A 25,041-nucleotide genomic window follows, 5' to 3' on the forward strand; every position below is an offset into this window, starting at 1 on the left:
TGCTGCGGAGGGCGTCAGTGCACGCCCAGCCAGCTCTCGATGGGGTTGAGAGCGAAGTAGACGAGGAACACCGCGGTGAGGATCCACATGAAGGTGCCGATCTCGCGCCACTTGCCCTGGGCGGTCTTGATGGCGACGTAGGAGATGACGCCCGCGGCGACACCGGTGGTGATGGTGTAGGTGAACGGCATCAGCACGACCGTGAGGAACACCGGGATGGCGGTGGCGCGGTCGGCCCAGTCGACGTGCCGGGCGTTCATCAGCATCATCGCGCCGATGACGACGAGGGCGGCGGACGCCACCTCCTGCGGCACGATCGCGGTGAGCGGGGTGAAGAACAGGCAGGCCGCGAAGAACAGCCCGGTGACGACCGAGGCGAGGCCGGTGCGGGCACCCTCGCCGACCCCGGTCGCCGACTCGATGAACACCGTCTGGCCGGAGCCGCCCGACACACCGCCGATCGCGCCGCCCGCGCCGTCGATGAACAGCGCCTTGGACAGGCCCGGCATCCGGCCCTTGTCGTCGGCGAGCTTCGCCTCGGTGCCGACGCCGATGATGGTCGCCATGGCGTCGAAGAACCCGGCGAGCACCAGGGTGAAGACGATCATGCCGACGGTCATCGCGCCGACCTGGCCCCAGCCGCCGAACTCGACGTCGCCGAAGAGCGAGAAGTCGGGCATGGACACGGCGCTGCCGTGCAGTTCGGGGGCGCCGGCCGCCCACTGCTCGGGGTCGATGACGCCGGCGGCGTTCAGGATCGCGGCGACGACAGTGCCGCCGACGATGCCGATGAGGATGGCGCCCGGGATGTGCCGGGCCTGGAGCATGAAGATCAGCAGCAGGGTGCCGGCGAAGAGCAGGACCGGCCAGCCGGCGAGTTCGCCCGCCGGGCCGAGCGTGACGGGGGTGGCCTCGCCCTGGTGCACGAAGCCGGACTTGTAGAAGCCGATGAGGGCGATGAACAGGCCGATGCCCATGGTGATGCCGTGCTTGAGCGCGAGCGGGATCGCGTTCATGATCATCTCGCGCAGGCCGGTGACGACCAGCAGCATGATGACGACGCCGTACATCACGCACATGCCCATCGCCTGCGGCCAGGTCATCTCGGGCGCGACCTGGGAGGCGAGAACCCCGGAGACGGACAGGCCGGCGGCGAGGGCGAGCGGCACCTTGCCGACGAGGCCCATCAGCAGGGTGGTGAGGGCCGCCGCGAACGCGGTCGCGGTGATCAGGGGCTGCTGGGCGAGCGTGTCCCCGGCCGCGTCCCTGCCGGACAGGATCACGGGGTTGAGCAGGAGGATGTACGCCATCGCCATGAAGGTCGTGACGCCGCCGCGCACTTCGCGGGCGACGGTGGACCCTCGGTGGGATATGTGGAAGTACCGGTCGAGCCAGGACCGTCCGGCCGGGACGCGGGTGCCTTCGCCCGCGTCGTCGGCTGTGGTCCTCGGCTCTACTGACTGCTGGGTCATGTGGGCCTACTCCCAAGGTTCACAGGGGCACCCGCGGCTCGTCGGGTCGACGTGCGGGATTTGGGAAGGTGCTTCGGCCGCACGACCCGGGGGACGGCCCGAGACGAACGATCAGTCGGTCACCGGGGACCGCGAGCGGTGCGGTGCCCGGTCCTCCGGGCGGCGCGGAAGTGTGACGTTCCGGTGCGCCGCCCGGAGAGCTCTCACGCGGTGCCGGTCAGGTGCTCGGGGCGGACCGGCGTCCTGTTCAGCTCCAGCCCGGTCGCCGCGCGGATCGCCGCGAGCACGGCCGGGGTGGACGACAGGGTGGGGGCCTCGCCGATGCCCCGCAGCCCGTACGGGGCGTGGTCGTCGGCGAGTTCGAGCACGTCGACCGGGATGGTCGGCGTGTCGAGGATGGTGGGGATCAGGTAGTCGGTGAAGGAGGGGTTCTTGACCTTCGCCGTCTTCGGGTCGACGACGATCTCCTCCATGACCGCCACGCCCAGGCCCTGGGTCGTGCCGCCCTGGATCTGGCCGACGACGGAGAGCGGGTTGAGCGCCTTGCCGACGTCCTGGGCGCAGGCCAGCTCGATCACCTTCACCAGGCCGAGTTCGGTGTCCACCTCGACGACGGCCCGGTGCGCGGCGAAGGAGTACTGCACGTGCCCGTTGCCCTGGCCGGTGCGCAGGTCGAAGGCTTCGGTCGGCCGGTGCCGCCACTCCTCCTCGACCTCCACGACCTCGCCCTCCAGGACGTCTGCCAGGTCGCCGAGGACCTCGCCGGCGTCGATGACGACCTTGCCGCCCTCCAGGAGCAGCTCGGCCGTGGCCCAGGCCGGGTGGTAGGAGCCGAACTTGCGGCGGCCGATCTCCAGGACCTTCTCCCGGACGAGTTCGCAGGCGTTCTTCACGGCGCCGCCGGTGACGTACGTCTGCCGCGAGGCCGACGTCGAACCGGCGCTGCCGACCTGGGTGTCGGCCGGGTGGATGGTCACCTGCGTGACGCCGAGTTCGGTGCGGGCGATCTGCGCGTGGACGGTGACGCCGCCCTGGCCGACCTCCGCCATGGCCGTGTGGACGGTGGCGACGGGTTCGCCGCCCACGACCTCCATGCGGACCTTGGCGGTGGAGTAGTCGTCGAAGCCCTCGGAGAAGCCGACGTTCTTGATGCCGACGGCGTAGCCGACCCCGCGGACGACGCCCTCGCCGTGCGTGGTGTTGGACAGGCCGCCCGGCAGCTGCCGTACGTCGGCGCCCTCGCTGGACTCCCACTGGCGCTCCGGCGGCATCGGCATCGCCTTGACGCGGCGCAGCAGTTCGGCGACCGGGGCCGGGGAGTCGACGGGCTGGCCCGTCGGCATCAGGGTGCCCTGCTCCATGGCGTTGAGCTGCCGGAACTCGACCGGGTCCATGCCGAGCCGCGCCGCGAGCTTGTCCATCTGCGCCTCGTAGGCGAAGCAGGCCTGGACCGCGCCGAAGCCGCGCATGGCGCCGCAGGGCGGGTTGTTGGTGTAGAGGGCGATCGCCTCGATGTCCACGTCGTCGATCACGTAGGGGCCGACGGACAGGGAGGAGGCGTTGCCGACGACCGCCGGGGAGGCCGACGCGTAGGCGCCGCCGTCCAGGACGATCCGGCACTTCATGTGGGTGAGCTTGCCGTCCTTAGTGGCGCCGTGCTCGTAGTACAGCTTCGCGGGGTGGCGGTGGACGTGCCCGAAGAAGGACTCGAAGCGGTTGTAGACGATCTTCACGGGCTTGCCGGTGCGCAGCGCCAGCAGGCAGGCGTGGATTTGCATGGACAGGTCCTCGCGGCCGCCGAACGCGCCGCCGACGCCGGACAGCGTCATGCGCACCTTGTCCTCGGGCAGGCCCAGCACGGGCGCGATCTGCCGCAGGTCGCTGTGCAGCCACTGGGTGGCGATGTAGAGGTGCACGCCGCCGTCCTCCTCCGGCACGGCGAGCCCGGACTCGGGGCCGAGGAAGGCCTGGTCCTGCATGCCGAAGGTGTACTCGCCCTCGACGATCACGTCGGCCCGCTCGCGTGCCTCCCGCACGTCGCCGCGCACGATCGGCTGGCGGTGCACGATGTTCGGGTGCGGGACGTGACCGCTGTGGTGGTCGTCGCGGTTCTCGTGGACGAGGATCGCGTCCGGGGCGGTCGCGGAGGCCTCGTCGGTGACGACGGGCAGCTCCTTGTACTCCACCTTGATCTTCGCCGCGGCGCGGCGCGCGGTCTCCGGGTGGTCGGCGGCGACCAGGGCGACCGGCTCTCCGTGGTGGCGGACCTTGCCGTGGGCGAGGACCGGGGTGTCCTGGATCTCCAGGCCGTAGTTCTTCACGTCGGTCGGCAGGTCGTCGTACGTCAGCACGGCGTACACGCCCGGCGTGGCCAGCGCCTCCCCGGTGTCGATGGAGACGATCTCGGCGTGCGCGACCGTGGAGCGCAGGATCTGGCCCCACAGCATGTCCTCGTGCCACATGTCGGAGGAGTACGCGAACTCGCCGGTGACCTTGAGGGTGCCGTCCGGGCGGAGCGTGGACTCGCCGATGCCGCCCTTGGTCTGCGAGCCCTGGGTGATCTTGGTGGGGGTTCCGCTGGGGGAAGACATGCTCAGACCGCCTCTCCCTGCCGGGCGGCCGCCAGGCGGACCGCGTCCATGATCTTCTCGTAGCCGGTGCAGCGGCACAGGTTGCCCGAGAGGGCCTCGCGGATGTCCGCGTCGCTGGGGTTGGGGTTGCGCTCCAGCATCTCGTCGGCGGCGACCAGCAGACCGGGCGTGCAGAAGCCGCACTGGACGGCGCCGGCGTCGATGAACGCCTGCTGGATCGGGGAGAGTTCGGTGCCCTCGCCGGTCTGCGAGTCGGTGCCCCTGGCCTGCCACGCCTGGGCGTCCTGCAGCCCGGTGCCGCACGCCCCGGAGGCGCAGCCGCCCTCGGCGCGCTGCCTGGCGTACTCGGCGAGGCCCTCGACGGTGACGACCTCGCGGCCCTCCACCTGCCCGGCGGCGACCAGGCACGAGCACACCGGCACGCCGTCCAGGCGGACCGTGCACGAGCCGCACTCGCCCTGCTCGCAGGCGTTCTTGGAACCGGGCAGTCCGAGCCGCTCCCGGAGCACGTACAGCAGGGACTCGCCCTCCCACACGTCGTCGGCTTCCTGCGGACGGCCGTTGACCGTGAAGTTGACGCGCATTACGCAGCTCCCTCCGAGGCGCGGCGGGCGCCGCGGTAGGACTCCCAGGTCCAGGTCAGCGTGCGGCGGGCCATGACGCCGACCGCGTGCCGGCGGTAGCTCGCCGTGCCCCGGACGTCGTCGATCGGGTTGCAGGCGGCGGAGCACAGGTCCGCGAACTGCTTGGCGACCGACGGGGTGATGATCTTGCCGTTGTCCCAGAAGCCGCCTTCCTCCAGCGCGGCGTTGAGGAACTCCTCGGCGGCCTTGGCCCGTACGGGCGTCGGGGCCGCCGAGCCGATGCCGGTGCGCACGGTGCGGGTCGCGGGGTGCAGGGCGAGCCCGAAGGCGCACACGGCGATGACCATGGCGTTGCGGGTGCCTACCTTGGAGAACTGCTGGGGTCCGTCGGCCTTCTTGATGTGCACGGCGCGGATCAGCTCGTCGGGCTGGAGCGCGTTGCGCTTCACGCCCGTGTAGAACGCGTCGATCGGGATGCGGCGCGACCCGCGCACCGACTCGACCTCCACCTCGGCGCCCGCGGCGAGCAGGGCGGGGTGGGCGTCGCCGGCCGGGGAGGCGGTGCCGAGGTTGCCGCCGACGCCGCCGCGGTTGCGGATCTGCGGGGAGGCGACCGTGTGCGAGGCGAGAGCGAGCCCCGGCAGCTCGGTGCGCAGGTTCTCCATGATCCTCGTGTAGGGCACGGAGGCACCGAGCCGCACGCTCTCCTCGCCGACCTCCCACTCGGAGAGGTCGCCGACGCGGTTCAGGTCCATGAGGTACTCGGGCCGGCGATGGTCGAAGTTGATCTCGACCATCACGTCGGTGCCACCCGCAATCGGCACAGCGGTGGGGTGCTCGGCTTTCGCGGCGAGCGCCTCCTCCCAGCTGGCGGGGCGAAGGAAGTCCATGACCGGCTCTCTTCTTCGTCTTCTCGTGGGGCGTTCAGATTGAGCCAATCCGTGTGCGGCGGTCCCGGCTCGTTCATGTGCTGTTAACGCGTAGTGGCCTCAGTACACAGCGCGGTACTCCGACGGGGTCAGTCACGGAAACCATGAAGGAGTTGGCTGGCCAGAAGAGGCATCTTGTAGATTCGTATGAACGGAGGCCATCGGAAACCTCCTCGTTCTCCTGTGGAAACGCGCGACAGGACCGCGTGACCTGGGACACAGACCGGGACCCGGTGCGGGGACGGCGAGCGCCGCTCACCAGCCCGCCGAACGGGCGGCCCCTCCGTACCCCCACCAAGATCCACCATAGATTTCGAGACAAGGAACGGCGGCGACGAGAATGCGGCTGCGCGCACTGCTGGACACGGACGCGCTGGGCCTCAAGCTGCTCGGCGGCGAGGACGAGCTGGACCGCGCCGTGCGCGGCGTGATGACCACCGACCTGCGTGACCCGAGCCGCTACCTCTCGGGCGGCGAGCTGGTGCTCACGGGGCTGGCCTGGCGCCGGGACGCCGCCGACTCCGAACCGTTCGTGCGCATCCTGGTGCAGGCCGGGGTGGCGGCCCTGGCCGCGGGCGAGGCCGAGCTGGGCGACGTGCCGGAGGACCTGGTCGTGGCCTGTGCCCGTCACCGCCTGCCGCTGTTCGCGGTGCACGAGTCGGTGGCCTTCGCGACGATCACCGAGCACGTCGTGCGGCAGGTCTCCGGCGAACGGGCCGGCGACCTCGCGGCGGTGGTGGACCGGCACCGCCGGATGATGACCTCGGGCCCGGCGGGCGGCGGCCCGGACGTGGTCCTGGATCTGCTCGGCTCGGACCTCGACCTGCGGGCCTGGGTCCTGTCCCCGACCGGCCGCCTCATCGCGGGCTCGAAGGCCGCGGGCCCGGCCCTGCCCGCCGAGGCCTGCGCGCGCCTCGCGGCGGAGCACCTGTCCGCCACCCGCACCGGCCGCCGCGGCCCCCACCGCGTCATCCTCGGCTCCACCACCTACTCGCTCTTCCCGGTCCGCTCGACGGGCCGTGCCCCGCAGGGCGCCCGGGACGTCCGGGAGACCGTGCTGTCCGACTGGCTGCTGGCGGTCGAGGCGGACGCCGGTGACTGGGCCGAGGAGCGCCTGGACCTGCTGCACGGCGTCACGCAGCTGATCGCCGTCGAGCGGGACCGCCGGGACGCCGCCCGTACGGTCCGCCGCCGTCTCGCCCAGGAGGTGCTGGAGCTGGTCCAGACGGGCGCGGCCCCCGCCGAGATCGCCGCCCGCCTGCGCGTGGCCGCTCCGGTGCTGCTGCCCGGGCTGGGCGCCGCGCCGCACTGGCAGGTCGTCGTCGCCCGGGTCGACTGGGACGGCGCCGGGGCCGAGACCGGCCCGGTCGCGCAGGCCCTGCTGGAGGAGATCCTCGTCGACCCCCAGTCGTCCGGCCCGGAGCACTCCGACCGCATCGCGGTGGCCCACACCGGCGACGAGGCCGTAGCCCTGGTCCCCCTCCCCGCCGTCTCCGCCGAGCACGACGGCTCGGAGAGCGGCGTCCTCGCGGACGCGCTCCTGCAAGCCGTCCGATCCCCCCTCTCGGCCGGCCTGGACGACGACGGCCGCCTCACCCTCGGTGTCAGCGCGGCCGTGCATTCCGCGGAGGGGTTGCGCGGCGCGCTGGAGGAGGCCCGCCACGCCCGGCGCGTCGCGGCGGCCCGCCCGGGCCGGGTCTGCGCGGCCGGCCACCAGGAACTGGCCTCCCACGTCCTGCTGCTGCCGTTCGTCCCGGACGACGTCCGCCGCGCCTTCACGGCCCGTCTGCTGGACCCGCTGCGCGACTACGACCAACGCCACCGTGCCGAGCTGATCCCGACACTGGAGGCCTTCCTCGACTGCGACGGCTCCTGGACCCGCTGCGCCACGCGTCTGCACCTGCACGTCAACACGCTGCGCTACCGGGTGGGCCGGATCGAGCAGTTGACGAGCCGTGACCTGTCGCGGCTCGAGGACAAGCTGGACTTCTTCCTGGCGCTGCGGATGAGCTGAAAGACGGGGGTGTCCCGTCCCAAACCCGGGACGCCCCCCAGTCCCACGACTTTGTGAAATCCTTCACCCACCCTCTTGGCCCGGCCCCGCGATTCGTGCTGAGATGCCGCCACCACTCAACAGCTCGATGGCGTGCTCGGGGAGGGCAACGTGGCGCATACCGCCATGTCTGGTAACGGAACGACCGCCGGTGACGATCCCCTCCAGACCGCGGTATGGCGGCTGCGCTCCCGCGGGTGCTGGGGCGACGCGGCCGCGCTGCTGCTGCCCGCCACCCCGGCGGCGGCGCTGCAACGCGCGGCGCTCCTGGTCGAACGGTGTCTGTACACCGAGGAGGGCTGGGAGGAGGCCGAGGACGCGCTGCGCACGGCCGAGGCGCTGGCCCACAGCGACGACGAGCGGGGCGCGGCCGCTTGTGAACGCGGGTACTTGGCCTACGCGGCGACCCTGCTGGCGGTGCGGGACCGGGCCGACGAGGCGCGGGCCGCGCTGGGCCGGGCGGCGGCGCTGATCCCTCCGGGGGTTCCGCAGCGGGCCCTGCTGGACTTCCGCCGGGGCCTGCTGGCGGAGAACCTGACGAGCGCGCCCCAGGCCGCGCGGGCCGCGTACCGCCGCGCCCACGCGGGCGCCACGGCCCACGCCGACCCGCTGCTGCTCTCCTTCACGTGGCGCCACCTCGCCGGACTGGCCCTGCGCGAGGGCGAGCTGGCGGAGGCCCGGCACGGCTTCGCCGAGTCCCTGCGCATCCGCGAGGAACTGGGCTACCTGGTGGGCACGGCCCCGGCGCTGGTGTCCCTGGCCGACACGGAGACGGAACCGGAGGCGTCCCGGCTGCGGGAGGAGGCTCGGCGGCTGTACCGGCTGCTCGGGGGCGTGCCGACATGGCTGGCACGCCGTCTCTCACCGGCGCCTCCGGCGGCCACGGCCTGAGGGGCACCCCGCGGCACGCAGGCCCGCGGCTGGGCGCACCCGCACCCGCCGGCGCGCGGAAGGGGCCGTGCCGGGGGTGTCCGCCCGCAGCGGTTGGCGCGTCAACGGACAGTCAGTCGGCACGCAACCCCGTCGCGCCGTTCCGGGGACGGACACCCCCGGCACGGCCCCGACCCGCACCCCACCGCCAGGCGCTACCCCACCGTCAGGCGCTACCCCGAAGGCACCCCACCGCCAGGCGCCACCCCACAGCCACTCCACCGTCAGGCGCCACCCCACAGCGACCCCACCGTCAGGCGCTACCCCGCGGCCGCCCCCGCGAAGTGCTCCCCCACCAGTGCCCGCACCACGTCCAGGTCCCGCGCGATCAGCGCGTCCAGCAGCGCCGTGTGCTCGTGCGCGTCCGCCACCAGGTCCGCGCGCCCCCGGACTCCGGGCCCGCCCCCGACCAGCGGCCACTGCGCCCTGCGGTGCAGGTCCTCCGCGATCCGGACCAGCTGCCGGTTCCCGGACAGGGACAGCACCGCCCGGTGGAAGTGACGGTCCGACTCCGCGTAGGTCGCCCGGCAGCCCGAGGACGCCGCGCGCACCGTCGCCTCGGCCAGCGGGCGCAGTTCGGCCCACCGCTCGGCGGGCACCGTCCGGGCCAGCCGCAGCATCACGGGCACCTCGATCAGCGCCCGGACCTCGGCCAGCTCCGCCAGGTCCCGCGTTCCCCGCTCGACGACCCGGAAGCCGCGGTTCGGCACCACCTCGACCGCGCCCTCCAGCGCCAGCTGCTGCATCGCCTCGCGCACCGGCGTCGCCGACACCCCGAAGCGCTCCCCCAGCACCGGCGCGGAGTACACCTCCCCGGGCCGCAGGTCACCCGCCACCAGCGCGGCCCGCAGCGCGTCGAGGATCTGCCCCCGCACCGAGGAGCGCTGCACCACCGGCCGCCCCCGGGTGACAGGCGGCGCCGGGGGCTCGGAGTGCGTGTGCTCCCCGCGCACGGCCCCGGCCTGCCGCACCACCCCGGCCTGCCCGGCCGCCTGCCCCGGGACCCGCTGAGCCTCCGCGCGGATCTGCGGAACCCCCGTCCCGGCGGAGCCCTGCGCACCCTGCTTCACGGGTCCTCCTCCGGACGTATCGGTACTTGGGGTCATTACGGCGGGTTGTTACTCGCCCGTCAAGCACGATAAGCGCACCGGCCCCCAGTTCAAATCCCGGCGATCTTCGGTAAGGTAAGGCTTACCTTCAGGACTTGTCCTCACGGGACCGTCTACACACATGGATCGGTGATCACATGCCCGCGACCCGTTCGGCCGTCTCCGGCGCCTACGCCCGCCTGGCCGAGGTCCTCCCGGGACTCACCGTCACCGAACTCGCCCCGGAGCAGCCGGCCCCGCACGGCGGCGGCTGGGTCACCGCCGCCGGCCTCGCCGCGGCCGGGTCCGGCCTCGACGCCTACCTCGCCTGGGACGAGGCCCAGATCCGGCGGGACTACGACCGGCAGGCCCGCCCCGACGTCGTCGCCAGCTTCGGCCTGCACCGCTACGCCTGGCCCGCCTGCCTGCTGATCACCGTGCCGTGGTTCCTGCAGCGCCGTGTCCCCCGCTACCCCGTGACGCACGTCTCGTACGACCGCACCGACCCGGCCCACGCCCTCGGCCACCTGGCCGTCCGCCCGGCCGGTTTCGCCTGCCTGCCCGGCGACGAGGCCGCCGCGCTGCCCGGCGCCCGGGTCGTCCCGGACGAGGAGGCCCTGCGTGCCGAGGTGCGCTCGGCGGTCGCCGAGCACCTGGAGCCGGTCCTGACCGGTTTCGGCCCCCGGATGCGGCGCCGCGGCCGGGCCCTGTGGGGCATGGCGACCGACGAGATCGTCGAGGGCCTGTGGTACGTCGGCCAGTTGTTCGGCGAGCTCGAGGAGCGGCGCGCCATGCGTGAACTGGAGCTGCTGCTGCCCGGCGCGACCAAGCCGTACGTCGGCACGGCGGCGTTCCGCGAACTGACCGGCCCCGGCGGCGAGCCGCTGCGCACCCGGGACCGCGCGAGCTGCTGCATGTTCTACACGCTGCGCCCCGAGGACACCTGCGCCACCTGCCCCCGCACCTGCGACACGGACCGGGTCAGCAAGCTGCTCGCCACGGCCAGTTGACGCACCGTCGGACAACGCACCGGCCCGCGTCCCGTAGGATCATCACGGAACCGGGCACCCGCACGCCCACAGGCGATTCACAACTCCCTCACGCGTCACGGGAACTTTCCGGAGAACCACTCGTACGGGTAGTCTTGTTCGAACTCAACTCCCGCCCCTCAAGCGGCAGTTCGAGCAGAACGCCGCCCTGGGCATCCCCTTGCACTTCCTTGGCGGCCTCTTGCCCCGAAACCCCCTGAGGGCCGGTGGGATTGGGCCACTATGGCGGGCGTTACGCCCTATCCCCATGCAAGGGACCACCCACATGAGACTGACCGACATATCGCTGAACTGGCTGCTTCCGGGCGCCGTGCTTCTCCTGGGCATGCTGGCGGCGGTGGCGGTGCTCGCGCGCGGCAAGCGCTCCTCGGTCAAGGACACGAGCGCGGACGATTCCTGGGAGCGCAGCGAGGAACGCCGCAGACGCAAGGAAGCGATCTACGGCACTGTTTCCTATGTCCTGCTGTTCTGCTGCGCGGCCGTCGCCGCCGCGCTCTCCTTCCACGGCCTGGTCGGCTTCGGCGAGCAGAACCTCGGCCTGACCGGCGGCTGGCAGTACCTCGTCCCGTTCGGCCTGGACGGCGCGGCGATGTTCTGCTCCGTGCTCGCGGTGCGCGAGGCCAGCCACGGTGACGCGGCGCTCGGTTCCCGGATACTGGTCTGGACGTTCGCGCTGGCCGCCGCCTGGTTCAACTGGGTGCACGCGCCCCGGGGCGTCGGACACGACGGCGCCCCCCACTTCTTCGCCGGCATGTCCCTCTCCGCCGCGGTCCTGTTCGACCGCGCGCTGAAGCAGACCCGCCGGGCCGCGCTGCGCGAGCAGGGCTTGGTGCCCCGGCCGCTGCCGCAGATCCGCATCGTGCGCTGGCTGCGGGCGCCCCGGGAGACCTACAAGGCCTGGTCGCTGATGCTGCTGGAGGGTGTGCGCAGCCTGGACGAGGCGGTCGACGAGGTGCGCGAGGACAAGCGCAAGAAGGACGCCGAACGGCAGCGGCGCCGCGACCAGCAGCGCGTGGAGCGGGCCCAGCTGAAGGCGATCAGCCGCGGCCACCGCGGCCACCTCCTGGGCCGCGGCGGCGGCCGGGAGCTCGAGGTGCAGGTGGAGCGCGGCTCCTCGCAGGTCACCGCGGAGCCTGCCATATCCGGGCCGGAACTGCCCGTACGCTCGCGTCCCTCCCTGCAGCCCGTGCGCAAAGGGAGTGAGCCGGTGACCGTCGACCTCACCGCGGAGGACGACACCATGGCACTGCCGCGCCTCGACTCGCTGGAGCGCAAGCTCAAGGATCTGGAGCAGCAGTTCGGCTGACCGAGCCGCACCGGTACGGCGAGGGGGCGTGGCCTGCGGGCCGCGCCCCTTCGGCCGTCACGCCGCCTCGGCCTCCAGCTCGAACCAGACGGCCTTGCCCACGCCGTGCGGGCGGACCCCCCAGGCGTCCGCGAGGGACTGCACGAGGAACAGGCCCCTGCCGTTCGTGCCCTCGTCGGCGGCCGGCATGCGCAACCGTGGCCTGCGGGCCACGAAGTCCCGTACCTCCACGTGCAGTCCGCGCGGGCCCACGGTGGCCGTCAGGACCGCGTCGTGGTCCGTGTGGACGATCGCGTTGGTGACGAGCTCGCTGGTGAGCAGCTCCGCCACGTCGGAGATGTCCGGCCGTCCCGGCCTCCCCCATTGCCCGAGCAACTCCCGCAGGGCCCTGCGGGCTTCCGGCACGGCTCGCAGGTCCGCCCTTCCCAGTCTGCGCCTCAGCTGAGGCGCCGGCGCCCGCTCCGTGACGTCGTCGGTCCCGTCCTCCGCCGTTTCCGCCGAGAAGGCCCCGATCGTTATGGGACCGCCTCCTCGTGCCTGCCTCTCCATGACCCCCGCCCGCGCGCCGATGTCGGTTCCCCTCCTGCTCGAACACGTTCACGGGGATCCATGCCCGTTCGGGCACGCGGCAGTCATGTCGCATCGTCAACGACCGGGTGTTCGGCCACCCACGGGCGGCCGGATGCGCGGCCGGAGGGGCGCGGGGCGGTGCGGCCGGGGCGGATCGGGGGACAAGAGGGCAGCCGGTTCAGGGCCCCGGACGGAGGCTGACCGCCCGGGATCGGACGATGGGCCGACGGCCGGCTGCCGACGGTTGCGTACGCGGCGGAGGGCCGGGGCGCCACGGCCCCGTGCTCGCCGGTCCGCCGAAGTTGGCCGAAGTACGACGGTTATTCCGGGGCACCGACCGGTACGGGACCGTCCTCCCCACCCCCGTGGCGGGAGGACGGCCCCGGCTCAACCGGTGCGCGCCCGTCAGTAGAGCTTGTTGACGGCGGTGGTCGTCGTCTTCTTGAAGGCGGCCACGGGCGCGTCGTCGAAGTCGCCCAGCTGTCCCCACTGCACGACGGTGACGGTCCTGCCGTCCCGCCCGACGGACAGCAGGTCGATGTCGGTGGCGCCCCAGGAGGTCTCGGTGTGCAGGCCCCGGACGCGGGCGCCTTCCTCGACGGGCAGCGAGCCGTAGTCGCGGCCCTCGGCCTCGATGTCCGGGTCGGCCTTCTCGATGCGGTCCGCACAGGTGCGGATCAGGTCGTCGTAGTGCTTCGCCAGAGCCTTGGCCAGGGCGGGCGTGTCCGCCACGACGGTCAGCTGCACGGCGCCGGTGTCCAGGTCGGTCCGGAACTCCCGGTGCCGGTAGTCGTAGGAGGGCACGCCCTCGGTGCTCACGCAGAAGCCGAGGGCCTCCGGGAACCCTTCGGTGACGGGCCCGGCCGTCCAGGACGACGTCGGGTGCGGCGGCAGCTGGGACGCCGACAGGAACTTGGGTGCGGCGGCCTTCGGCGCGGCGCCGGCGGCCGGTGCCGTGAGGACCGCGCCGGCCGCGAGGGCGGCGGCGGTGAGTGCGGTGAGCACGCTGGTGCGGATGCGCATGGGCATGGGTGTCCCCCCGTGATGTGGTGCGTGGATGTGAGGTCGCCGCGACGCCCGGCGGTCGGCTCGGGCCCGGTCGGCGGCGACACCAGAAGCATCAGCGGTCACAGCGGGCGGACGCAACAGCCGGCGCCCGATCCACCGGGGTGGAACCATCCCAGCCCCTCTGACGTGCAGGTACATGAGTGCCTGGGATGCCGTCCCCGGCCGGTTCGCACCAAGGAGACGGGGGCACGGTGGCGGAACAGGACGACGTCGCGCGGTTCGCGGCGCTGCTGAGGGCACTGAAGGAGCGCACGGACCGCAGCTACGGTTCGCTGGCCCGCCGCCTGGCCATGAACACCTCGACGCTGCACCGCTACTGCGCGGGCGAGGCGGTCCCCGTGGACTTCGCCCCGGTGGAACGGTTCGCTGCACTGTGCGGGGCCTCGCCCGACGAACGCCTGGACCTCCACCGCCACTGGCTTCTCGCGGTGGCGGCCCGTCAGCGCCCGCGGGGCGCGGCCGCGGACCGCTCGGCGGAGGAAGCGGACCCGGCGCGCGGAGAGGGCGCGAACGGAAGCGAGGACGCCGCGAACGCGCCGAGCACACCAGAGAACGGGCGCGCGGCGCACGCGGGAAGCGCCCCGCACAGCGCGGGCGCGGCACAGGGCGCGGACACGGCGCGCGGAGAGAGCGCGGACACGGCGCACGGGCAGGAACCGGGCGCGGCTCGGGACACGGGTGCCTCGGAGAAGGAGGAGGACGACGCAACGGCGGCGGCCGCCGGGGAGCCGGTCGTGAGGGAACCTGTCGGCGAACCGGTCGTGAGGGAACCGGTCGTGGGGGAACCGGTCGTAGGGCCGGTCGCTGAGGGCGCCCTCCCCCGTCGCCCCTGGTACCGCCGCAGGCGTCTCGCGGTCGGGCTGGCCGCCGCCTGCGCCGTGTTCGCGACGCTCGGGAGTCTGGCCGCACTGCCGGACGGGCGGCGCGCGGCCGCAGGCGACCGCGCCCGCGCGACGGGTTCGGTCACACCCGGAGCGCCGGGGGCGGGGGCATCCGAGCGGGGCGGTGCCTCCCGCTCGCCGAGCGCCTCCCCCACCCCCGAGGGTTCCTCACCCTCCGCGGACCCGGAAGAGAAGGGGAAGACGGAAGAGAGGGAGAAGGGGAACGAAAAGGGGAAGCCCGGCCCCGCGCCCTCCGGCCGCACCACCGCCCCGCCGCGCAGCGGGACGGCCCCGGCGGCACCGCTCACCTGGTCCGCGGACTCCCAGGCGTGGAAGCTCGGCTGCGGTCACGACTACGTGATCACCAGGCCGCCGGCCCAGGTCCCGCCACCGCCGGTCCCGCAGGACGCCGGGGCGTGGGCGGCGTCCGAGAACGCGGTGCACGGCGGCGAGACGCTTGTGCGGCTGTCCGTGCAGGGCCGCAGCGACACGGCCGTCGTGCTGGACGCCCTGCGCGTGCGCGTGGTCGGGCGGGCCGCACCCGTCCAGGGCAACGCCTACGCCATGGACCAGGGCTGCGGCGGTTCGATCACCCCGCGGTCCTTCGACGTGGACCTGGACAAGGACCGCCCCATCGCCCGCGCGGTCGCCGGGAGCGACGCCGGTACGCCGATCCCGGCGGTGAGCATGCCGTACCGCGTCTCGGCGCGGGACCCCGAGGTGCTGCTCGTCAACGCCCGGACGCGGGGCTGCGACTGCCGCTGGTACCTGGAACTGGACTGGTCCTCGCAGGGCCGCAGCGGCACGGTCCGCATCGACGACGGCGGCCGCCCGTTCCGCACCAGCGGCATCGCGGGTCTGCCCCGCTACCTCTACGACACCTCGGCACGCCAGTGGAAGCCGTACCGCTAGACAGCGAAACAAGACACAAGAAAGAAAACAAGTCGGCTGGCGAATACTCGACCCCGCCGAGGCGGAAATACCCACCGCGGCGGCGTCTCCGCTTCCGTGACCTGCGGTCATAAACGGAGACTTATCAACCGGAGGGAATGATGTCTGATCACGGCCACTGACAACGGTGCGCCCGGGCTGAAATCATTCGAGCACGGCACCGGAAGAACTGGCGAAAGGCGGATGGCGGATAACCCATCCCTTTCGCAGTTCCTCATTCGGGCACCGCGTCATCAAGAAGGAGATGTCTTGCCCCCCATGCGGAAGACCATGCTCACGGTTGCGGCTCTGGCCGGAATCGCCCTCACCAGCCAGCCCGCCGTCGCCCAGACCCAGGCGAGCGGCAGCTGGCGCGCCTACACCGGGACCAACTTCTCGGGTCCGGACACGACGTTCACCGGGGAGGTGGGCGAGTGCAAGTACGTCGGTGACAACTGGAACGACAAGACCCGGTCCGCCAAGTCGTCGACCGCCACCACCCGGGTGGAGTTGTGGGACAACGCCGACTGCACCGGTGGCTCGATCGTCATCGACGGCTCCGGCTACTACGCCATCGGCGCGTGGGTCAGCGCCTACCGGGTGTCGAGCGTCTGACGGACCGTCCCTTCACCGGCCGCCCGCCTCCTGGAGTCCGCCGCTCCGGGCGGCGGTGCGGGCGGCGGTGCGGGCGGCGGTGCGGGCGGCTCGCCGGACAGCCGTGATGGCGGGCTCGTCGCGTCGCTCGGCGAGCCAGGCCAGGGCCGATGTGGAGGGCGGCAGGTCCCTGACATCGACGTAGCGCACGCCCGGACGGGGAAACAGGTCGCGGGCCGCGGCCGGCAGGAAGGACATGGCTTCCCCCCGGGCCACGGTGTGCAGCAGCGTCTCCATGTCCGTGACGACGGGCCCGTACCGCACGGGGCTGCCGTCAGGGCGGGGATCGACGGACCAGAACTCCTTCCAGGCACGCGGCACCTGGCCGGGCCAGTCGACCACGGGGTGGCCGGCGAACTGGGCGAGAGCGGCGTCGGCCGTCCCGGCCAGGGGATGACCGGCCGGGAGACACGCCACCCGGGGCTCCGTGGCGAGATGCTGTTGTTCGATGCCCGCCGGCACGGGAGGTCGCACGAACACCACGTCGACCTCCTTGTCCCGCAGGGCGGCGGCGAACCGGTAGGCGTCCAGGGTCACCATGTGCACCGTCAGCAGCGGATGGCCCGCCTCCTGCAGGGCCCGCAGTACGGCGTGCGTATGAGGCATGGCGGCCTCCGCCCCGACGGTGCCGACGACGAGCCGGCCCGAGACGCGCCGCACCTGTGACTCGGCGGTGCGGCGCACCTGGACCATGGCGTCGACCGCCGCCCGGGCCGCGGGCAGCAGTGTCCGCCCGGCGTCCGTGAGATCGACCATCCGGTTGGTGCGCTCGAACAAGCGCACCCCCAGGCGTTTCTCCAGACCACGAATCTGCTGGCTCAACGCGGACTGGGTGATGAAAAGAGAGGCGGCGGCGCGCCCGAAATGGCGCATTTCCCCGAGAACGATGAACAGACGTAATTGGTGAATGCTGGGCTCAGCCTCATTACCTGCAGCCATCGACACGACACCGAACCAGCCAGAAGAAAGGGACAGGGACGAAGCGAGGACCAGGCTAGGAGGATGCCGGCCGGGCCGGTCCTGACAGATGTCAGGTGTCAGGGCCGGGGCACATTGCGCAGGTTGGAGCGGGCCATCTGCAGCATCCGGCCGACCCCGCCGTCCAGCACGATCTTGGACGCGGACAGGGCGAACCCGGTCACCATCTCCGCCTTGATCTTCGGCGGGATGGACAGCGCGTTGGGGTCGGTGACGACGTCGACGAGGGCCGGGCCCTTGTGCTTGAACGCGTCCTTGAGGGCACCGGCGAGGTCCTTCGGCTTCTCGACGCGCACACCGTAGGCGCCGCAGGCGCGGGCGACGGCCGCGAAGTCGGGGTTCTTGTTGGCCGTGCCGTGCGAGGGCAGCCCGGCGACCAGCATCTCCAACTCGACCATGCCGAGGGAGGAGTTGTTGAAGAGGACGACCTTGACCGGGAGGTCGTACTGCACCAGCGTCAGGAAGTCGCCCATCAGCATGGAGAAGCCGCCGTCGCCCGACATCGACACGACCTGCCGCTTCGGGTCGGTGAACTGCGCGCCGATCGCCATGGGCAGGGCGTTGGCCATCGAGCCGTGGGAGAAGGAACCGATGACGCGGCGGCGGCCGTTGGGTGAGATGTAGCGGGCGGCCCAGACGTTGCACATGCCGGTGTCGACGGTGAACACGGCGTCGTCGGCGGCGACTTCGTCCAGCACGGATGCCACGTACTCGGGGTGGATCGGTGTGTGCTTCTCGACCTTGCGGGTGTACGCCTTCACCACGCCTTCCAGCGCGTCGGCGTGCTTCTTCAGCATCCGGTCGAGGAAGCGGCGGTTCTTCTTCTCCCGCACGCGCGGGATCAGGCAGCGCAGCGTCTCCCGCACGTCGCCCCAGACCGCGAGGTCCAGTTTCGAGCGGCGGCCGAGGTGTTCGGGCCGGACGTCGATCTGGGCGATCTTGACGTCGTCGGGGAGGAACGCGTTGTACGGGAAGTCCGTGCCCAGCAGGATCAGCAGGTCGCACTCGTGGGTGGCCTCGTAGGCGGCGCCGTAGCCGAGCAGTCCGCTCATGCCGACGTCGTAGGGGTTGTCGTACTGGATCCACTCCTTGCCGCGCAGGGCGTGCCCGACCGGTGACTTGATCTTCCCGGCGAACTCCATGACCTCGGCGTGCGCGCCCGCGGTGCCGCTGCCGCAGAAGAGGGTGACCTTGCCGGCCTCGTCGATCATCTCGACGAGCCGGTCGATCTCGGCGTCGCCGGGGCGGACCGTGGGCCGGGAGGTGACGAGTGCGGTCTCGGCGGTCTTCTCCGGGGCGGGCAGGTCGGCGATGTCCCCGGGCAGGGTGACGACGCTGACGCCGCCGCGCCCGACGGCGTTCTGGATGGCGGTCTGCAGCAGCCGCGGCATCTGCTGCGGGCTGGAGATCATCTCGCTGTAGTGGCTGCACTCGGCGAACAGCCGGTCGGGGTGGGTCTCCTGGAAGTAGCCGAGACCGATCTCGCTGGAGGGGATGTGCGAGGCGAGCGCGAGGACCGGGGCCATGGAGCGGTGGGCGTCGTAGAGGCCGTTGATGAGGTGCAGGTTGCCGGGGCCGCAGGAGCCGGCGCAGGCGGCGAGACCGCCGGTGATCTGGGCCTCGGCACTGGCGGCGAAGGCGGCGGTCTCCTCGTGCCGGACGTGGATCCAGTCGATGGCGGAGTTGCGGCGGACGGCGTCGACGATCGGGTTGAGGCTGTCGCCGACGACGCCGTAGAGGCGTTTCACTCCGGCACGGGTCAGGATGTCGACGAACTGTTCCGCGACGTTCTGTTTGGCCATGGTTCTCGTCTGCCCCTTCGGTCTCCTGGGATCCCTCCGGGTTCCATCAAGTCACAGGGCGGGCGCTCACGCCTCCCACACGGCCGCCGCCGTACGGTCGTCTGCATAACCCTTGACCCGCACTTGGGAGTCGGCGAGGAACGCGGCGAGGCCGGGCGGTTCGGGCCGGGACCACCGCTCGGCGAGGTACTCGCCCAGTTCGGGCTCGCCGCGCAGCGGGTCGGCCAGGCCGGCGCTGCACATCAGGAGCGTGTCACCCGGGCGGGCGACGGAGGTGCGGAAGCGGAAGGGTTCGCGGGGCGGTTCCGGGGCGGGTTCGTAGGGGCTGGGCGGGGTCGGGATGCCCAGGTCCATGGTGAGCCGGTCGCCCTCGGGGGTCTCGGAGGGCGGCGAGCCGTAGCCCACGACCGCTTCGCCCCTGACGTCGGCGACCTGCGGCTCGATGTCCTGCCACTCCCCCTCCCGCAGCCGGAACAGGCCGCCAGGGCCGACGCCGAAGAACACCCGGGTACGGCACTCGGGGTCGGCGGGCAGCAGCAGGCAGCGCAGGCCCGCCGCGTACTCCTCCGGGGCGACGCCCTGTTCGGCGGCGCTGGCACGGAGCTTGCCGAGGCTGCGGTCGGTGAGACGGTGCAGACCGGACTTGAGGTCGCCGCGCCGGCCGCCCCTTATGTCCTCGACGAGCCGTGCGTGGCTGCGCCCGACGGCCCGTCCGATCCAGTGGCAGGCCTCGACGGCGGCCCGGTGCGCCCCGGGTGCCGTCCGGGCGCCGGTCGCCATCGCCACGAGCAGCAGGGCGTGCTCGCCGGTGCCGAACCGGGCGGTGAGCAGCGAGTCCCGGCGCGGCTCGCCCCGGTACCGCGCGGAGTCGCCGCGCACGGACGCCGCGCGCAGCGTGCAGACCCCGTAGCGGGCCCCGTCGAGCACGGTGTCGGCGACCAGGTCACCGAGGTCGTCCGGGTCGGCCGGCGGGAGGGCGGTGGGTTCTGCGTCGTAGGTCGGCGGCCGCGAACCGACGTGGCCCCGGGCGCGGGGGACGGACTCGGGCGGCTCGATCCGCGGGCCGGAGCCGCCGGGCCCGGGGGCGAATCCGGGCGGCGGGCCGGGCAGCGGCTCACCGGAGGCGGGAGGCACGGACGGCGGCCCGGAGGCGGCGGGAGACACGGGCGGCGCCTCGTCCGGGTGCGGCCCCGACCAGGAGGTGAGGGACCCGCTGGACGCGGACGTGGGACCGGCGGCCGCCGGTGGCGTGGGCGGCGGGCCGGCCGGGACCGGCGGGGCGAGCCAGCCGGCGGCCGTCGGGGGCGTGGCGTCCCGGGGCGGGCCGGCGGACGTGCCGGACGGCCGCCCGGGGTCGCGCCGGCCGGGAGGGCCGGCGGGCAGGGGTGGGACGGGCGGTGGGCCCGGAGGTGTCCGCGCGGCCGGGATCGCCGCCTTGCGCGTCTTCCCGGGGTCGTCCGGGGGCGTGCCGTCCCCGGAGGGCGCGGTGCCCAGGGGCGTGCCCGGGGCCCGGGCCGACGGCCCGGAGGCGTCATCCGGCTCCCCGGGCGGTGGACCGCCGGCCCGGCCCGGTGGGCTCACCGGGCCGGCCGGCCTCCCGGTGGGAGGGACCGGCGCCGCGGGGGGCCCCGCCGGCGCGCCCGGAGCCGTACCGCCCGGGCCTGCCGGGGCGGTACCGCCACCCGCGGGTGGGGGCGGCGGGCCCGTGGGGCGTGGTGGTCTCCTGGGGTCGGCCTCGGCGCGGCCCGGCGGACGGGACGCCGTCGGGAAGGTCACGGGGCCCGTGGCCCGTGCGGGGGGCGGTTCCCAGGGGGCCCGCTGCGGAGTCCGGCCACCGGGGCGCGGACCGTCCGGTGCGTCGTCCGCTCCGGAGGACCGGGGGGCGGGCACCACCGGCTCGGGCCCGGCGGCACGCGGCGGCACCACCGGCTCCGGGCCGGCAGGCCGCGTCGGCGTCCCCGGCTGCCTCCCGGCGGACCGGGTCGGCGGGGCGTCCTGCGAGCCGAGTCTCCGGCCGGGCCCGGCGGATCCGCTCTCCCCCGGGCCCCCGACCGTCCCCGCCGCCGAGGCGAAGCGGTCGTCCAGGGAATCGGGGGCCGGTGCGGGGCCCGTGTCGCCGGTGGAGTCGTCGTACAACTGCCCCCACCAGTCGTCCTCGTGACCGGTGGGCCTTCCCCCCTGCTGGCTCATGCCCCTAATTGTCCACCGCGTGAGCCGGATGAAAACGGGGCTTGTGGAAAAAACCGGCCCGCCACCCCGCCCTACCCGGCGCGTCGAGTGAGCCGTAGAACGTCCGAGCGATACCGGACGTCCCGGGCCGGGAGGCGGCTGACCTGCGGCTCCGGGGCCCGGTCACGCTGCTGACCTGCGCCTTCTGCGATGTTCCGGCAGTCTGGTCAGATGGGAGTGTGGGACCTCCTGCTGGTCGGGCTGGTCATCCTGCTCGGCCTGTGCGGAGTGCTGCTGCCCGCGATGCCGGGGTCGCTGTTCGTGTGGGCCGCGGTCCTGTGGTGGGCGCTGAAGGACCCGCGGCCCGTGGCCTGGTGGGTGCTGGTGGGGGCCACGGTGCTCATGCTCGTCTCCCAGGCCGTGCGCTGGGCGCTGCCGCCCCGGCGCCTGCGGGCGAACCGCACCAGCCGCCGCATGCTGGCCTGCGCCGGGGCCGGCTGCACCGCCGGGTTCGTCGTCGTCCCCGTCGTGGGCGCGATCCCGGGCTTCCTGGCCGGTGTCTACCTCTTCGAACGGGTCCGGCTGGGCCGCCGCGCCGAGGCGATGTCCGCCCTGCGCACGGTCATGCGCTCGGGCGGCTCCGGCATCCTGGCCGAACTGTTCACCTGCCAGCTGATCGCGGCGGCGTGGCTCGGCGCGGTCCTGTGGGGCTGAGCGGCCGCGCACGCCCTCCCGCGGGAACGTCAGAGCACTCCCTCGTGCGTCAGCAGCCGCACCTTGCGGTCCAGGCCGCCCGCGTATCCGGTCAGCGTGCCGTCGGCACCGACGACCCGGTGGCAGGGGCGGACCACGAGCAGCGGATTGGCGCCGATCGCGCCGCCGACGGCCCGCACGGCCGCCCGGGGCGCGCCGATGCGCCGGGCGATCTCGCCGTACGTCACGGTCGCGCCGTAGGGGATGTCGTCCAGGGCGGCCCACACCTTCTCCCGGAAGGGGGTGCCCTCGGTGCGCCAGGCGAGCCGGAACTCCTTCAGTTCGCCGGCGAAGTACGCGGCCAGTTGCTCCCGTGCCGCGCGGAAGGGTCCCGGGTCCCGCCGCCAGTCGTCCCGCACCACGCGTGCGCCCTTCTGCCCGGGCACGGACAGCGAGGTCAGCTCGCCGGTCGGGGCGGCGGTGAGCAGAAGCGGCCCGACGGGGCTGGGCACGCTCGTCCAGTAGGCCGGATGGGTCATCGAAGCTCCCACTCCCCTGCTGCGCGCAGGTGGTTCAGGGCGTACGAGCGCCAGGGGCGCCACGTGCCGGGGATGTCGGGGCCGGGCGGGGCGACGTCCGGGTCGCCGAGGGCGCGGGTGCGGATCTCGGCGACGGTCCGGGCGTCCAGGCCGGGCACGGCCAGCAGGGCGTCGTGCGCGCCGTCCCGGTCGGCGCCCGGGCCGAGGCGCACGGCGCCGTCGGCGAGGGCGGCGGTGAGGGCCCCGAGCGTGCCGCCGGGTTCGGCCTCCGCGAGGACGGCAGGCTCGGGGAACAGGTGTGTGAGGCTGCCGCAGGGCGCGTCGAGGGCCTTGCCGTAGCGGCGGACGAGGCGTTCCGCGTCCGTGCGTCCGGCCACCGCGCGCACCGCGAGTTCCTCCGGGTCGGCGGCGCCGGGTGAGCGCAGGCCGGGCCGGGCGGCGACCAGGGGCGCGAGCCGTGGGTCGGCGCCGAGCCGCTCGTCGACGGCGTAGGGGTCGGCGTCGAGGTCGAACAGCCGCCGCAGCCGCTGGACGGCGGTGGTCAGGTCGCGGGGGTCGGTCAGGTGCAGCCGGGCGTCGAGCCAGCCGCCCGGGTGGGCGCCGGTGCCGGTGCGGGAGGTGCCGGGACGTTCGCCGACGGCGACGATGCCGGTGCCGTACGGCAGGCGCAGGGTGCGCCGGTAGGTGCGCGCGCCGGGCGGGCCGCTCACCTCCTCGATGCCGGGCACGGCCTCGTGTTGCAGCAGGTCGAAGACGGGGCCGGCCTGGTAGGGGCCGCGGTGGGCGAGCCGCAGCGGGATCCCGGCGCCGGGGGTGGCCGTGCGCCGGGCCCGGCCGCCGCGCGGCGCGGCGGCGCGCAACTGGCTCGGGGTGGAGGCGTAGATCGCGCGGATCGTGTCGTTGAACTGCCGCACGCTGGAGAAGCCCGAAGCGAACGCGATCTCCGTGATCGGCAGCTCGGTGGTCTGCACCAGCAGGCGCGCGGTGTGGGCCCGCTGGGCCCGGGCGAGGGCGACCGGGCCGGCGCCGAGCTCGGCGGTGAGCTGCCGCTGCACCTGCCGTGCGCTGTAGCCGAGCCGTGCCGCGAGCCCGGCGACGCCCTCCCGGTCGACGACGCCGTCGGCGATCAGCCGCACGGCGCGGCCGACCGCGTCCGCGCGGACGTTCCACTCGGCGGAGCCGGGTACGGCGTCCGGGCGGCACCGCCGGCAGGCCCGGAAGCCCGCGCCCTGCGCGGCGGCGGCCGTGGCGAAGAACCGTACGTTGGCCCGCTTCGGGGTGACCGCGGGGCAGCTGGGCCGGCAGTAGATGCCGGTCGTCTCGACGGCGAAGAAGAACACGCCGTCGAAACGGGCGTCCCGGCTGCGCACGGCCTCGTACCTGGTGTCCTCGTCCGTTGCGTGGTTGCTCACGGGTCCAGTCTCCGCCGTCGGCCCGGCCGCCGCTGGCGGAAATCGGACACCGTGATCAGGAGCGCCGGTGCGCTCCCCGCCCGGCCTCCAGCGCGGCCCTGCCGGTCGCCCCCTTGGCCTCCAGCGCGGCCTTGCCGATCGCCCCCTTCCGCTTCCATTCCTTGCGGATCTCGGCCCGGAGGCGGGCGTCGGTCTTGGCGACGATGCGCTGGTTCTCGCGCAGCAGCTTGCGGTAGCTGTGCAGCCGCCGTTCCGGCAGTTCACCGGAATCCACGGCGGCCAGCACGGCACAGCCGGGTTCGGCCTCGTGCGCGCAGTCGTGGAAGCGGCACCGCTCGGCCAGGTCCTCGATCTCCGAGAACACCTGCCCGACGCCGCTCTCGGCGTCCCACAGCCCCACGCCCCGCAGTCCGGGCGTGTCGATGAGGACGCCGCCGCCGGGCAGGGCGAGCAGGTTGCGGGTGGTGGTGGTGTGGCGGCCCTTGCCGTCGACGTCGCGGGTGGCCCGGACGTCCATGACGTCCTCGCCGAGGAGCGCGTTGGCGAGGGTCGACTTGCCCGCGCCGGACTGGCCGAGCAGCACGGACGTACCGCCGGAGACGAGCGCGACGACCACGTCGAGCCCGTCCCCGTCCCGCGCGCTGACGGGCACGACCGGCACGCCGGGTGCGCTGGTCTCGACGTCCTGCACCAGGTGGGAGCGGGTCACGGCGTCGGGGACGAGGTCGGCCTTGGTGAGGACGACGACGGGCTGTGCCCCGGACTCCCAGGCGAGGGCCAGGAACCGCTCGATGCGGCCGAGGTCGAGTTCGACGGCGAGGGACACGGCGACGACGGCGTGGTCGACGTTGGCCGCGAGGATCTGTCCCTCGGACCGCTTGGAGGAGGTGGAGCGGACGAACGCGGTGCGGCGGGGCAGGTACGCGCGGACGTAGCGGGGGTTGCCGCCGGGTTCGACGGCGACCCAGTCACCGGTGCAGACGACCCGCATCGGGTCGTGCGGGGTGACGAACGCGGTGTCGGCCCGCAGCGTCCCGCCTGCGGTGACGACGTCGCACTGCCCGCGGTCGACCCGGATCACGCGTCCGGGCAGCAGCCCTTCGGCGGCGTAGGGGGCGAACTCGTCCGCCCACGCGTCGTCCCAGCCGTAGGGGCTGAGCGCGCGGGAAACGGAGGAAGCGGAGCTGGAAGTCAAGGGTGACCCTTTCCAAGGTCGGCCCCGGCTCGACGACGGTCGGATCAGCCGGTGGCCATGGAGGTGGACGTGAAGGACTGGATGCGGGCAGCGCTCATCGCAAAGACAGCCATCGGTCAACACCTCCTCGTTCCTCGACCGGTCGTGC

The 25,041-nt window shown here is 73.5% G+C and carries 20 protein-coding genes; 7 read left to right on the plus strand and 13 right to left on the minus strand.

The features are described 5' to 3' along the window. Positions 1-14 precede the first annotated feature (14 nt). The 4 genes from ACF07N_RS18500 to ACF07N_RS18515 all read right to left on the minus strand — a co-directional run bounded on the left by ACF07N_RS18500 (position 15) and on the right by ACF07N_RS18515 (position 5,537). Positions 15-1,472 (minus strand): NCS2 family permease, encoded by a 1,458-nt coding sequence (locus ACF07N_RS18500; RefSeq protein ID WP_392113969.1) that lies wholly within the window; start codon positions 1,470-1,472, stop codon positions 15-17. 203 nt (positions 1,473-1,675) lie between these two features. Then, positions 1,676-4,063, minus strand: coding sequence for a xanthine dehydrogenase family protein molybdopterin-binding subunit (locus ACF07N_RS18505; RefSeq protein ID WP_392113972.1), 2,388 nt, complete (start codon positions 4,061-4,063; stop codon positions 1,676-1,678). Positions 4,064-4,065: 2 nt separating this feature from the next. Beyond that, positions 4,066-4,647, minus strand: coding sequence for a (2Fe-2S)-binding protein (locus ACF07N_RS18510; protein ID WP_392113975.1), 582 nt, complete (start codon positions 4,645-4,647; stop codon positions 4,066-4,068). Then, positions 4,647-5,537: an FAD binding domain-containing protein gene (locus tag ACF07N_RS18515; protein ID WP_392113978.1), complete on the minus strand. Its 891-nt coding sequence runs from the start codon at positions 5,535-5,537 to the stop codon at positions 4,647-4,649. Before ACF07N_RS18515 ends, ACF07N_RS18510 begins: the two co-directional genes overlap by 1 nt. A 379-nt stretch (positions 5,538-5,916) precedes the next feature. Here ACF07N_RS18515 and ACF07N_RS18520 point away from each other — a divergent pair, with 379 nt between their 5' ends. Both ACF07N_RS18520 and ACF07N_RS18525 read left to right on the plus strand, forming a co-directional pair. Beyond that, positions 5,917-7,590 carry a PucR family transcriptional regulator gene (locus ACF07N_RS18520; RefSeq protein WP_392113981.1) on the plus strand — a complete coding sequence of 558 codons (1,674 nt, stop codon included), beginning with the start codon at positions 5,917-5,919 and terminating at the stop codon, positions 7,588-7,590. Between the two features lie 165 nt (positions 7,591-7,755). Continuing rightward, positions 7,756-8,520, plus strand: coding sequence for a hypothetical protein (locus ACF07N_RS18525; RefSeq protein ID WP_392113984.1), 765 nt, complete (start codon positions 7,756-7,758; stop codon positions 8,518-8,520). A gap of 299 nt (positions 8,521-8,819) precedes the next feature. On the opposite strand, the gene ACF07N_RS18530 is transcribed toward ACF07N_RS18525, so the two are convergent. Next, positions 8,820-9,629 carry a GntR family transcriptional regulator gene (locus ACF07N_RS18530; RefSeq protein ID WP_392113987.1) on the minus strand — a complete coding sequence of 270 codons (810 nt, stop codon included), beginning with the start codon at positions 9,627-9,629 and terminating at the stop codon, positions 8,820-8,822. A 176-nt stretch (positions 9,630-9,805) separates the two neighbouring features. On the opposite strand from ACF07N_RS18530, the gene ACF07N_RS18535 reads away from it, so the two are divergent. Then, entirely contained in the window at positions 9,806-10,657 is an 852-nt protein-coding gene (locus tag ACF07N_RS18535) for a (2Fe-2S)-binding protein (protein ID WP_392113990.1), read from the plus strand. Positions 10,658-10,961: 304 nt separating this feature from the next. Next, a complete protein-coding gene (locus ACF07N_RS18540) occupies positions 10,962-12,002 on the plus strand; it encodes a DUF2637 domain-containing protein (protein WP_383331192.1) in 1,041 nt (346 codons plus the stop codon). A gap of 57 nt (positions 12,003-12,059) precedes the next feature. Here the strand turns inward: ACF07N_RS18540 and ACF07N_RS18545 are convergent, their stop codons facing one another. Together ACF07N_RS18545 and ACF07N_RS18550 are read right to left on the minus strand one after the other, a co-directional pair. Further along, positions 12,060-12,551, minus strand: coding sequence for an ATP-binding protein (locus ACF07N_RS18545; protein ID WP_383331195.1), 492 nt, complete (start codon positions 12,549-12,551; stop codon positions 12,060-12,062). Positions 12,552-12,977: 426 nt separating this feature from the next. Next, positions 12,978-13,601 carry a hypothetical protein gene (locus tag ACF07N_RS18550; RefSeq protein ID WP_383331198.1) on the minus strand — a complete coding sequence of 208 codons (624 nt, stop codon included), beginning with the start codon at positions 13,599-13,601 and terminating at the stop codon, positions 12,978-12,980. Between the two features lie 188 nt (positions 13,602-13,789). Here ACF07N_RS18550 and ACF07N_RS18555 point away from each other — a divergent pair, with 188 nt between their 5' ends. Next, entirely contained in the window at positions 13,790-15,433 is a 1,644-nt protein-coding gene (locus ACF07N_RS18555) for a helix-turn-helix domain-containing protein (RefSeq protein WP_392113995.1), read from the plus strand. A 297-nt stretch (positions 15,434-15,730) separates the two neighbouring features. Next, the gene (locus tag ACF07N_RS18560; protein ID WP_392113998.1) at positions 15,731-16,066 is read left to right on the plus strand and encodes a peptidase inhibitor family I36 protein; all 336 of its coding nucleotides are present in this window, start codon (positions 15,731-15,733) and stop codon (positions 16,064-16,066) included. Between the two features lie 12 nt (positions 16,067-16,078). Here the strand turns inward: ACF07N_RS18560 and ACF07N_RS18565 are convergent, their stop codons facing one another. The 3 genes from ACF07N_RS18565 to ACF07N_RS18575 all read right to left on the minus strand — a co-directional run bounded on the left by ACF07N_RS18565 (position 16,079) and on the right by ACF07N_RS18575 (position 20,049). Then, positions 16,079-17,044 carry a LysR family transcriptional regulator gene (locus ACF07N_RS18565; protein ID WP_392114826.1) on the minus strand — a complete coding sequence of 322 codons (966 nt, stop codon included), beginning with the start codon at positions 17,042-17,044 and terminating at the stop codon, positions 16,079-16,081. A 98-nt stretch (positions 17,045-17,142) separates the two neighbouring features. Then, complete coding sequence (locus ACF07N_RS18570) at positions 17,143-18,885, minus strand: pyruvate dehydrogenase (protein WP_392114001.1); 1,743 nt, start codon at positions 18,883-18,885, stop codon at positions 17,143-17,145. A gap of 66 nt (positions 18,886-18,951) precedes the next feature. After that, positions 18,952-20,049: a protein phosphatase 2C domain-containing protein gene (locus tag ACF07N_RS18575; RefSeq protein WP_392114004.1), complete on the minus strand. Its 1,098-nt coding sequence runs from the start codon at positions 20,047-20,049 to the stop codon at positions 18,952-18,954. A 1,236-nt stretch (positions 20,050-21,285) separates the two neighbouring features. Between ACF07N_RS18575 and ACF07N_RS18580 the strand changes: the two genes are divergently transcribed. Next, positions 21,286-21,768: a DUF456 domain-containing protein gene (locus ACF07N_RS18580; RefSeq protein ID WP_392114007.1), complete on the plus strand. Its 483-nt coding sequence runs from the start codon at positions 21,286-21,288 to the stop codon at positions 21,766-21,768. A 29-nt stretch (positions 21,769-21,797) separates the two neighbouring features. On the opposite strand, the gene ACF07N_RS18585 is transcribed toward ACF07N_RS18580, so the two are convergent. Genes ACF07N_RS18585 through rsgA form a run of 3 tightly spaced genes read right to left on the minus strand, consistent with a single transcriptional unit; the run spans position 21,798 to position 24,893 of the window. Beyond that, positions 21,798-22,286, minus strand: a complete 489-nt coding sequence (locus ACF07N_RS18585) for a methylated-DNA--[protein]-cysteine S-methyltransferase (RefSeq protein WP_392114010.1) — start codon at positions 22,284-22,286, stop codon at positions 21,798-21,800. Beyond that, positions 22,283-23,698: a DNA-3-methyladenine glycosylase 2 family protein gene (locus ACF07N_RS18590; RefSeq protein ID WP_392114013.1), complete on the minus strand. Its 1,416-nt coding sequence runs from the start codon at positions 23,696-23,698 to the stop codon at positions 22,283-22,285. The genes ACF07N_RS18585 and ACF07N_RS18590 overlap by 4 nt, the downstream gene beginning before the upstream one ends. Before the next feature lie 55 nt (positions 23,699-23,753). Next, complete coding sequence (rsgA, locus tag ACF07N_RS18595) at positions 23,754-24,893, minus strand: ribosome small subunit-dependent GTPase A (protein ID WP_392114016.1); 1,140 nt, start codon at positions 24,891-24,893, stop codon at positions 23,754-23,756. Between the last annotated feature and the right edge of the window lie 148 nt (positions 24,894-25,041).

The organism is Streptomyces sp. NPDC015242 (assembly GCF_043079125.1).
In the GTDB taxonomy this organism is placed as follows: Bacteria; Actinomycetota; Actinomycetes; order Streptomycetales; family Streptomycetaceae; genus Streptomyces.

Bases quoted from the DNA above. Each gene is read 5' to 3' on its own strand.
- ACF07N_RS18500 (WP_392113969.1), bottom strand. From the start codon at position 1,472: ATGACCCAGCAGTCAGTAGAGCCGAGGACCACAGCCGACGACGCGGGC.
- ACF07N_RS18505 (WP_392113972.1), bottom strand. From the start codon at position 4,063: ATGTCTTCCCCCAGCGGAACCCCCACCAAGATCACCCAGGGCTCGCAG.
- ACF07N_RS18510 (WP_392113975.1), bottom strand. From the start codon at position 4,647: ATGCGCGTCAACTTCACGGTCAACGGCCGTCCGCAGGAAGCCGACGAC.
- ACF07N_RS18515 (WP_392113978.1), bottom strand. From the start codon at position 5,537: ATGGACTTCCTTCGCCCCGCCAGCTGGGAGGAGGCGCTCGCCGCGAAA.
- ACF07N_RS18520 (WP_392113981.1), top strand. From the start codon at position 5,917: ATGCGGCTGCGCGCACTGCTGGACACGGACGCGCTGGGCCTCAAGCTG.
- ACF07N_RS18525 (WP_392113984.1), top strand. From the start codon at position 7,756: ATGTCTGGTAACGGAACGACCGCCGGTGACGATCCCCTCCAGACCGCG.
- ACF07N_RS18535 (WP_392113990.1), top strand. From the start codon at position 9,806: ATGCCCGCGACCCGTTCGGCCGTCTCCGGCGCCTACGCCCGCCTGGCC.
- ACF07N_RS18540 (WP_383331192.1), top strand. From the start codon at position 10,962: ATGAGACTGACCGACATATCGCTGAACTGGCTGCTTCCGGGCGCCGTG.
- ACF07N_RS18545 (WP_383331195.1), bottom strand. From the start codon at position 12,551: ATGGAGAGGCAGGCACGAGGAGGCGGTCCCATAACGATCGGGGCCTTC.
- ACF07N_RS18550 (WP_383331198.1), bottom strand. From the start codon at position 13,601: ATGCCCATGCGCATCCGCACCAGCGTGCTCACCGCACTCACCGCCGCC.
- ACF07N_RS18555 (WP_392113995.1), top strand. From the start codon at position 13,790: ATGCCGTCCCCGGCCGGTTCGCACCAAGGAGACGGGGGCACGGTGGCG.
- ACF07N_RS18560 (WP_392113998.1), top strand. From the start codon at position 15,731: ATGCGGAAGACCATGCTCACGGTTGCGGCTCTGGCCGGAATCGCCCTC.
- ACF07N_RS18565 (WP_392114826.1), bottom strand. From the start codon at position 17,044: ATGGCTGCAGGTAATGAGGCTGAGCCCAGCATTCACCAATTACGTCTG.
- ACF07N_RS18570 (WP_392114001.1), bottom strand. From the start codon at position 18,885: ATGGCCAAACAGAACGTCGCGGAACAGTTCGTCGACATCCTGACCCGT.
- ACF07N_RS18580 (WP_392114007.1), top strand. From the start codon at position 21,286: ATGGGAGTGTGGGACCTCCTGCTGGTCGGGCTGGTCATCCTGCTCGGC.
- ACF07N_RS18585 (WP_392114010.1), bottom strand. From the start codon at position 22,286: ATGACCCATCCGGCCTACTGGACGAGCGTGCCCAGCCCCGTCGGGCCG.